The following is a 9,689-nucleotide window of genomic DNA, read 5'->3' as shown; positions in this document are numbered from 1 at the left end:
AGTGCTTGAACACCCATTTCCTTCATCAGTCTGTATACCCGTTTGTGATTGATTTGCTTTTTATATTCTTCATGAAGTTCATCGGTAATTCTAGGATAACCGTATGTGTACCCTGTTTCCTTATAGATTTTTAGAATGAGTGATTTCACTTCTTCATCCTCTATTTCCTTTGCAGTCATAGGGCGTGACATTCTATTTAACCACTTGTAATAACCACTTCTAGATACATTCGCAATTGAACATAAATCATACACAGGATAAGTATCGGAAAGGTTACAAATGATTTCAAATTTATTTGCTCTCTTTAACTCTTTCCCTCCTTTCTGAGCATCACTAACTTTTTTAAATATGCATTTTCAGCCTCCAAAAACGCTATGCGCTCAACCAGGTCCTTCGGGTCTTCCCAATCATCTGTAGATATTGGTTCAGTCTTCTTTTTAATTTTTTCTCTAACTTCTTTTTTTCTTCTTTTTCTAGGTTTAGTGGCAAAAGCTTCGGAACCTTCTTTCTCCACCTTCTTCACCCATTTTCTTACTGTTTCATCGCTTGGAATGTCAAAAGTTCGAGCAACACTTAAGTACCCTAAACCTTCATGATCATAGTAATACTGTACAACCTTTTCTTTAAATTCTTTCGTGTATCTTTTATTACTCACAAAAATCTCCCCTTATAGCGACAACGTAACACCCCACTAGTGCTGTGTCTACTATAAGGGGATAATATCACAGACCCCACTTATGGACAAATGAGTCGGTTTGTCCGCGGTGGGAGGACACATTTAGTACAATATAATGGGCACAAGGGTGAATGTATAATCACTTTTGTGTCCATTTGTTTTTTAGTTAGTTATTATCATGAAAGGTTCCTGGTTTTCTATATAACTGATGAGTATTTTAACCTTTGAAAGGGCAAGTTAATCGTAGCATTATTCTTAGGAGGAAATGAATCATGGTTATTTTAACAAAGACGGAAAATGGTCCATTTCAGATTGAAAATGAACAAGGGTTTGCTATAAATGGAGTAACGTCTAAAGATGCAACAGATGGGTTAACTCCTTTTCAACTAGTTTGCAGTTCCCTTAGTCTGTGTATGGCAATCTCCATTGAAGCGCTTGTCCAACGAGATGAATTAAAGCTTGATGAAATGGTTATCAAAGTCAAGACAAAAAAAGCAGATGATAGCCCTTCTAGAATCGAGCGGTTTACGATTGATGTGAATTTGCAAGGAGAGTTTGATGAAAAAACGAAGCAAAAATTAGTTAAGTCCGCTAAGCGAGCATGTACGATTGGGAATACGATTGAGCAAGGTGCGCAAATGGAAATAAATGTAGTAGGTAGTTAATGAAAGCACGCTCGCTCATTTTAACATAAAATTGATGAAATAATCTGAACTTTCGTCTGAGGAGGTGTTACAATAAGAGTATTACATAAAAGAGGTGATTGCTATGAAGTTAGTAAGTTATCAGGTCAAGAATAGTTTATCCCCAAACCGGATGGGAGCCGCATTTAATAATAAGGTAGTAGATTTAAATCAAGCTTACTACCAGATGTTAGTAGAACAAAAGGAAGAAGATATGGCAATGGCTGTAGACTCCCTCATGCCTGCAGATCCGGATCAATTCTATGCATTAGGCAAGCTCGGTTTATCAAGAGCAGAGGAAACCTATCATTATATGAAAGAGAACGCTATTTCTGAGTATGCTTACGAAAGAGATGAAGTCGTACTTGGCACACCAGTTCCAACCCCATCCAAAATCATTTGTATTGGTACGAACTACAAGGATCATGTACTAGAAATGAAGAGTGAAATACCAAAGTTTCCGGTTCTTTTTGCCAAATTTAATAATGCTTTAATTGGGCCGGAGGATGCCATTGAAAAAGCACCTGCGACAGATAAGTTGGATTATGAGGTTGAGTTGGCAGTTGTTATTGGGAAGCGGGCTTCTCATGCGAAAAAGGAAGATGCGCTCGATTATATTGCTGGTTATACGATAGGAAATGATATTTCCGCAAGAGATTTGCAAAAGCGAACGCCTCAATGGTTACAAGGAAAATCTCTAGACAGATCGACACCAGTTGGTCCATGGATTGTAACGACAGATGAAATCCAGGATCCTTCAGCACTCACAGTTAAGTCCTTCGTAAATGGGGAGAAAAGGCAGGAATCAAATACGGAGCACTTGATTTTCGATGTACCGTATTTAATCGAGTTTATTTCGGAATTGATTACACTGGAGCCCGGAGATGTTATTTTAACTGGGACACCACACGGGGTAGGATTTGCAATGGATCCACCACAATTATTGCAAGAAGGAGATACAGTTACCCTTGAAATTGAAGGAATTGGCACATTAGAAAATAAAGTGGTTCGAAAAAAGTAAGAGGCTGTCCCATAAGGGTCTGACTTCCTCGTAATACTACAACAATTAATGTTTATTATTCATATATCATTAGATGTTGTAGTTGAGGGGTCTGACCCCTTTGCTTTTTCTCTCTTCCATTGCTCCTCAGCGAAACGTTCCTTTTTTTACTTGGACAGAAACATATAAGCCCATATATGAATAGGCTTAAATGAATGCGATTATACCTTTCATTTGTCGAAGTAGCATACACGTTTCATTCATCACTCTATACATAGGATTGGATATTTATTCAAAGCTGATTTAACTTCTCTAAAAAGCACCCCATCCATAGGATTCAATTAATTATAGGAACTTTTTCTCTTTGAAAAATGAGTATGCTCACCACAATTTCTTATAATTTTATAAAAAATTACGAAAATATTGTTGTATAAAAATACATAATAAAGTATAATAATAAACCAATCCATCCGAGAATTTAGGAGTGAAATAGAACGTGAAAATAGCAATTATTGGTGGCACTGGTTACGGTGCTGTTGAACTTATACGATTTTTAACGAATCATCCATATGTTGAATTAACGACAATTGTATCCCATTCTCAGAGCGGGACAGAGCTTTCATCCGTGTATCCGCATTTAACCGATGTAATCGAAATGACAATGGAAGCATTAGATGTCGATAAATTAAGCCAATCGATTGATTTAGTATTTTTTGCAACGCCATCGAATGTTAGTAAAGAGTATATACCGGCATTTGTAGAAAATGGTGTAAAGTGTATCGATCTTTCAGGTGATTTCCGACTCAAGTCTGCTGAAGATTATGAGCAATGGTATCAATCAACACTAGCTGAACAAAAATATGTAGATCAAGCGGTTTACGGATTAAGTGAACTATATGCTGAACAAATTAAGGAAGCGAGTATTATTGCGAATCCGGGATGTTATCCAACTGCAACGCTTCTAGGGTTAATGCCAGCCGTCAAACATAGGCTAATCAATAATCATTCGATACTTATTGATGCAAAGACAGGTACGTCAGGTGCAGGCAGAGGATTATCCTTAAATGTCCATTTTTCAGAAATGAATGAAAACCTGAAAGCCTATAAGATTGGACAGCACAAGCATATACCTGAAATAGAACAAGTGTTGCAAACGGAATCTGGCGAGAATTTACAGGTTACTTTTACAACCCATCTTGTCCCAATGACGAGGGGGATTATGTCGACGATTTATGCAGATTTAAATGAATCAACTCAGACAGAAGAAGTAATTCATCTTTATAAAGAGTTTTATAAAAATGACCCATTCGTTCGAGTAAGGGAAGCGGGGGTTATTCCTTCTACTCGAGAAGTCTATGGGAGTAATTTTTGTGATATTGGCATTTATGCAGATCAGCGTACTGGAAAATTAACGATTATCTCGGTGATTGATAATCTTGTCAAGGGTGCTTCTGGTCAGGCGATACAAAATATGAATCTACTAAATGGTTGGGATGAAACAACGGGAATCAACCATTTACCTATTTATCCTTAAGGAGAGTGCGAAAATGGAATCGAATCAACTGGCAATGAAAGAAAAAATCCACATGTTAACTGATGGCAATGTAACGACGCCAAAAGGCTATACTGCAGGGGGGTTACACTGTGGTATCCGTAAGCGCAAGCTTGATCTTGGGTGGGTTTATTCTGATGTTCCTGCACAGGCAGCTGGTGTTTACACAACGAACATTTTTCAGGCAGCTCCGTTAAAAGTAACACAGGAGAGTATTGCAAAGGAACAAAAGCTTCAAGCAATCATCTGTAATTCCGGAATAGCGAATGCTTGTACAGGTGATCAAGGCTTGCAGGATGCTTATGAAATGAGACGCCACTTTTCAGAAGCATTAGGTATTGAAGAACATTATGCAGCGGTAGCGTCAACGGGGTTAATTGGTGAATTATTGCCAATGGAAAAAATTAATGCTGGTATTAGCCAAATACATGATCAAGAAAACAATGGGGCTTCCCGTTTTGAATCGGCGATTTTAACAACAGATACGAAGGAAAAGGGAATTGCTATTCAATTTGAAATTGATGGAAAGCTTGTTTCGATTGGTGGTGCTGCAAAAGGATCGGGAATGATTCATCCAAATATGGCAACCATGCTTAGCTTTGTTACAACGGACGCCAATGTAAGTGATCAAGCATTATCACAAGCGTTGAAGGACATCACCAATAAATCATTTAATATGATTACCGTTGATGGAGATACGAGCACGAACGACATGGTGTTGGTGATGGCAAATGGGAAAGCTGATAATGATGAACTAAATCCAAGTCATCCGGAATGGAACATGTTTGTAGAAGGGTTAAACATCGTTTGTGAAATCCTTGCAAAAGAGATAGCTAGGGACGGTGAAGGTGCGAGCAAGTTAGTCGAAGTCCAAGTAACTGGGGCTGTCAATGACAAGGCTGCACAGGCAATTAGTAAATCAGTTATTTCTTCTAACCTAGTTAAAACGGCGGTTCATGGTGCTGACGCAAACTGGGGAAGAATTATAACAGCCATTGGTTATAGCGGACAACAGCTCGACCCAGATAAGGTCAATATAGCGCTTGGATCGATTCCTGTTGTAAAAAATGGTATTCCGGTCTCATTTAGTGAAGAAGATGCAAAAAATTATTTGCTAGAGGATACAGTTGTTATTTATGCAGAGCTAGGTGATGGAGATGGGAAAGCAACCGCTTGGGGCTGTGACCTTTCGTATGAGTATGTAAGAATTAATGCTTCCTATCGTACGTAATGGAGGGGTTTAATATGAATTATGTGGTAATTAAATGTGGCGGCAGTGTGTTTAATGAATTACCGGAATCTTTTTATAAAGATATTATAACGATTCATAAAAGCGGCAAGTGGAAGCCAATCATTGTCCATGGTGGAGGACCACTCATTTCTTCGTTGCTTGAAAACATGGGTGTGAAGACTTCTTTTGTAAATGGGCTGCGCGTAACGACAAATGAAGTATTAGATGTCGTGGAAATGGCGTTAAGTGGATTGATGAATAAGCAAATTGTTCGCCATTTAACAAAGGCTAACGGTAATGCTTATGGAATAAGTGGTGTCGATGGTGGCTTGATTCAAGCAATTCCAGCTGTTTCAAGCGAGCTAGGTTTTGTAGGGGAAGTAGATACAGTTGAGACTTCCATCATTGAACAAATCGTCAACCAAGGCTTTATTCCTGTAATTTCACCACTCGGTATGAATAAAGACGGCCAGCGTTATAATATCAATGCGGATATGGCGGCTGCATCTATTGCTCAAGCATTGTCTGCAAAGCTTTGCTTTATTAGTGATATACCAGGTATTTATACCGAACAAAATGGGGAAAAGCTTGTCTTACATCATGTAGGAAAAGATCGAATTGAACAACTCATTGAAGATAAAGTGATTTATGGTGGCATGATACCAAAAGTACAATCTGCATTAAAAGCACTTGGCGATGGGGTACCAGAAGTGTCCATTGTTAACGGACTAGAGGAAAATGGACTGTTACAATTTATGAATGGAAAAAACATAGGAACGAGAATCTCATTAGAGAAGGAGATGCCGTATGTCTGAAAATATTTCGACACAAGTAGAGCCAATCATGTCAACGTATAATCGATTTCCAATCACCTTGACAAAAGGAAAAGGGAGCTTTGTCTGGGATGACTCAGGGAAAAAGTATTTAGATTACACGTCTGGGATTGCGACTTGTAATTTAGGTCATGTTCCAGATGTGGTTCAAGAACAAGTGGAGAAACAACTTCAACAATTGTGGCATTGTTCCAATTTATATCACATCCCGTCTCAACAAAAATTAGCTGCAAAGTTAGTGGAGAACAGCTGTGGAGACCAAGTGTTTTTTTGTAATAGTGGAGCGGAAGCAAATGAAGCGGCTCTTAAACTAGCAAGAAAATATGCTTCGAAACATAAAGGGGAAGATTCTGCAGAAATCGTAACCTTTACCAACTCCTTTCACGGAAGAACGTTAGGCTCATTATCTGCTACTGGCCAGGAAAAACTTCAACAAGGGTTTGCTCCGTTGTTACCAGGTTTTCGTTATTTGCCTTTTAATGATGAGAAAGCTTTGGAACAATTGGTACAGTCAAATACGTGTGCCGTCTTATTGGAGCTAGTTCAAGGGGAAGGTGGAGTTTTACCTGCTGATCCTCATTGGGTAGATCAGTTAATAGAGATTTGTAAGAAGAATGATATCTTAGTCATGGTAGATGAAATTCAAACAGGCATGGGGCGTACGGGTACACTGTTTACGTACGAACAATACGGAATCGAACCCGATGTAATTAGTATTGCAAAAGGTTTAGGATCAGGAATTCCGATTGGTGCAATTATCGCAAAAGAACATGTTGCTGAAGTATTTGGTCCTGGAACTCATGGTAGCACGTTTGGGGGAAACCCGGTTGCAACTACAGCTGGCTTAGCAACTGTTAATCATTTAGTAGAATCCAATGTCATCAAACAGTCGAAGGATATAGCAAGCTACCTCCTTGAAGGGTTAACAAAACTGAGCGAAAAATATAATCAAATCGAAGCAGTTCGGGGTAAAGGATTATTACTTGGGCTTGTTGTTAAAGGGAATGCGATTGATTATGTTAATGAAGCTAGAGAACATAACTTATTAATTTTAGTAGCTGGTCCGAATGTCATAAGAATTTTGCCACCATTAACGACAACAAAAGAGGAAGCAGATCAATTTTTGGAAATTATTGATAAAGTTTTTGCGAGTAAATAGAAAATACTTGAATAGATAACAGCTTTCACATACAGTATAAGAGGTAGAAAATAGCAAAAGAGGGTTAAAAGATGAAAAGCTATATTCAAGAAAAAGTAAATGCTTTTAAAGACCAAAATGAAAATCGAGCGAGGTTGTTAATTAACTGTCCAGATCAGCCTGGCATTATAGCTGCTGTCTCCGAATTTTTATATGAACATAATGCGAACATCGTGGAGTCGAGCCAATATTCCGTTGACCCAGAGGGCGGCGAGTTCTTTATTCGGATTGAGTTCGATTGTCCAGAGTTACAGGAGAAATCACAGCAGTTAGAGGACGATTTTCAAAAAATAGCCGATACGTTTAAAATGGATTGGAAATTTATGTATGTTTACAATGTTAAAAAAATGGCTGTTTTTGTATCCAAAGAACCACACTGTTTACTAGAATTGTTATGGGAATGGCAAAGTGGAGATTTGATGGCTGATATTTCAATGGTAATTAGTAATCATGAAACTTCTCGTGAGATGGTCGAATCACTAGGGATTCCGTATTACTATATCCCGGCTAACAAGGATATTCGCCAACAAGTCGAAAAAAAGCAAATTGAGTTACTACATGAACATGACATTGACGTGATTGTTTTAGCACGATACATGCAAATACTAACACCAAATTTTGTTGAAACATTTAAGGACCGGATTATTAATATTCATCATTCGTTTTTGCCGGCGTTTATTGGGGCAAACCCATACGAACGTGCCTACAGACGTGGGGTGAAATTAATTGGTGCAACATCCCACTACGTAACAAATGATTTAGATGAAGGCCCGATTATTGAGCAAGATATTAGTCGTGTCGATCATCGAGATAACGCAGAGGATATGAAGAAAATCGGTCAATCGGTTGAACGTAGTGTGTTAGCGCGGGCGGTAAAATGGCACCTAGAGGATCGGATTATTGTGCATGGCAATAAGACGATTGTGTTTTAAAGAATAATTGTTCACTGTTTTTTAACTATAAATACAGACAAGAACCGGGCTTTATTTGCCCGGTTCTTCTAGGTTTTGAATCAATCAAAGCAATAATGTATTTTTTGGTAGCTTTTTCTCATTTCAATCACTTGCTGACGGGCAGCATCTGTTCCTTTGCTTCCCTCTAATACAGCTACGATTAGATCAGCAATTATATCCATTTCTTGTTCCTTCATTCCTAGTCTTGTTATTTCTGTTGTACCAATTCTTAAACCGCTTGGATAATCCCAATTTTCCGGCTTATCAGAGGGGATAAGATTTTTATTTGTAATGATATTTGCTTTTGCTAACTTTTGTGCAACGCTTAAACCTCCGCCAAACTTCGTAACATCTAAAATAACTTGGTGGGTTTCCGTAAATCCTTTATGAGAGCCAAGTACTGTCATTCCTCTATCAGACAAAGCTGTTCCCAATGCTTTTGCATTTGCAACAATTTGTGCCATATATTCTTCACCGAATGCTAAAAATTCTGCTGCTGATGCAGCTAGTGCTGCAACTCTATTTACTTGGTGTGTCGCTGCTAAAGCAGGAAAAATGGTATCAGTAATTGGTTTTGTCAATTCTCCATCATTCCATAAGATAACTCCACTTTGTGGGCCGCTAAAGGTTTTACCTGCAGAACCAGTAATGATACATGCTCCTTCATTTAATGGTTCTTGGAATTGTCCTCCACCAATCAGTCCTAGCTGATGGGCTCCATCAAAGTAGATTTTTCCACCCCATTCTTGTACGATGTCTGACATTTCTTTAATTGGAAAAGGGAAGAGTGTCATTGATGCCCCCAATGTCACTAGGCGAGGCTTAATTTTTCTGGCTTCTTCTTTAAATTTCTCTAAATCAACTACCAAATCTACTGGGTCAAATGGGATGTCATAGATATTAAGTCCACGGACACCAGCTGGTCCATCATAACGATTACTAGAATGACCACCAAATGGCTGTGTCATCGTCATTATATTGTCACCAGGCTCGGTTAAAGCACTGTATACAGTCATATTTCCAATCATACTTGCAACTAAGCGGTGGTCCGCATAATTACAGTTAAACACCCTTTTAAGTAGCTCTACACATAGTGCCTCAATTTCATCTATGTATTGGGTACCGGCAAACCAGCGTTGGGTTGAGCCAATATGTCCTTCGGCAGCACGAGTACCAACCTCTGCAGATAATAAATTTTTAACCGTTGGACTAGTTGGTGCTTCTGGTGCTAGTAAATTTAAGCATTCTTCCCCTCTCCATAAGGCATTTCTGTTCACGGAATGAATCACTTCCTGTTGCATCATCCGTGGCGATGAGCATCTATCGAGTACGTCTTTTGCCCATCCAAGAATTTTCGGATCATGAACCTCATCGTTTTGTTTAGCCTCTTTTACCGATGTTTCCATTTATACAGCTCCTTTTTATATATTCTTCCTTATCTTATAAACCAATATATCGGATATCATAACAATCGTCAATAAAAAGTCTGAATTTTTAAAATAATAGTTTGTATTAAAGTTCGATGTGATTTTGACTCATCGTTAGTCAAAATTTACTAATTAT

The 9,689-nt window shown here is 38.4% G+C and carries 10 protein-coding genes; 7 read left to right on the top strand and 3 right to left on the bottom strand.

Annotation, left to right across the window (positions count from 1 at the left end; translation table 11 throughout):
• Both JOC48_RS05785 and JOC48_RS05780 read right to left on the bottom strand, forming a co-directional pair.
• Positions 1-191 (bottom strand): IS3 family transposase (locus JOC48_RS05785; protein ID WP_204498116.1); only part of this gene is annotated, 191 nt, incomplete at its 3' end.
• 113 nt (positions 192-304) lie between these two features.
• On the bottom strand, positions 305-655 hold the full coding sequence (locus JOC48_RS05780) for a transposase (protein ID WP_204498115.1): 351 nt from the start codon (positions 653-655) through the stop codon (positions 305-307).
• 293 nt (positions 656-948) lie between these two features.
• Between JOC48_RS05780 and JOC48_RS05775 the strand changes: the two genes are divergently transcribed.
• The 7 genes from JOC48_RS05775 to purU all read left to right on the top strand — a co-directional run bounded on the left by JOC48_RS05775 (position 949) and on the right by purU (position 8,105).
• Complete coding sequence (locus tag JOC48_RS05775) at positions 949-1,341, top strand: OsmC family protein (protein WP_204498114.1); 393 nt, start codon at positions 949-951, stop codon at positions 1,339-1,341.
• 103 nt (positions 1,342-1,444) lie between these two features.
• Positions 1,445-2,380 carry a fumarylacetoacetate hydrolase family protein gene (locus JOC48_RS05770; protein ID WP_204498113.1) on the top strand — a complete coding sequence of 312 codons (936 nt, stop codon included), beginning with the start codon at positions 1,445-1,447 and terminating at the stop codon, positions 2,378-2,380.
• A 475-nt stretch (positions 2,381-2,855) separates the two neighbouring features.
• Positions 2,856-3,893 (top strand): N-acetyl-gamma-glutamyl-phosphate reductase, encoded by a 1,038-nt coding sequence (gene argC, locus JOC48_RS05765; RefSeq protein ID WP_204498112.1) that lies wholly within the window; start codon positions 2,856-2,858, stop codon positions 3,891-3,893.
• Positions 3,894-3,906: 13 nt separating this feature from the next.
• Entirely contained in the window at positions 3,907-5,142 is a 1,236-nt protein-coding gene (argJ, locus tag JOC48_RS05760) for a bifunctional ornithine acetyltransferase/N-acetylglutamate synthase (RefSeq protein ID WP_239584213.1), read from the top strand.
• 14 nt (positions 5,143-5,156) lie between these two features.
• On the top strand, positions 5,157-5,957 hold the full coding sequence (gene argB, locus JOC48_RS05755) for an acetylglutamate kinase (RefSeq protein WP_204498111.1): 801 nt from the start codon (positions 5,157-5,159) through the stop codon (positions 5,955-5,957).
• Positions 5,950-7,134 carry an acetylornithine transaminase gene (locus JOC48_RS05750; protein WP_204498110.1) on the top strand — a complete coding sequence of 395 codons (1,185 nt, stop codon included), beginning with the start codon at positions 5,950-5,952 and terminating at the stop codon, positions 7,132-7,134. The genes argB and JOC48_RS05750 overlap by 8 nt, the downstream gene beginning before the upstream one ends.
• 71 nt (positions 7,135-7,205) lie before the next feature.
• Entirely contained in the window at positions 7,206-8,105 is a 900-nt protein-coding gene (gene purU, locus JOC48_RS05745; protein WP_204498109.1) for a formyltetrahydrofolate deformylase, read from the top strand.
• 80 nt (positions 8,106-8,185) lie between these two features.
• On the opposite strand, the gene JOC48_RS05740 is transcribed toward purU, so the two are convergent.
• Positions 8,186-9,532: a serine hydroxymethyltransferase gene (locus tag JOC48_RS05740; protein WP_204498108.1), complete on the bottom strand. Its 1,347-nt coding sequence runs from the start codon at positions 9,530-9,532 to the stop codon at positions 8,186-8,188.
• Positions 9,533-9,689: the final 157 nt, after the last annotated feature.

Origin of the sequence: Aquibacillus albus (assembly GCF_016908325.1) — a bacterium.
GTDB lineage: Bacteria > Bacillota > Bacilli > Bacillales > Amphibacillaceae > Aquibacillus_A > Aquibacillus_A albus.
Note: the sequence above shows the minus strand (reverse complement) of the source record. Positions and strands in the feature narration are given on the sequence as shown.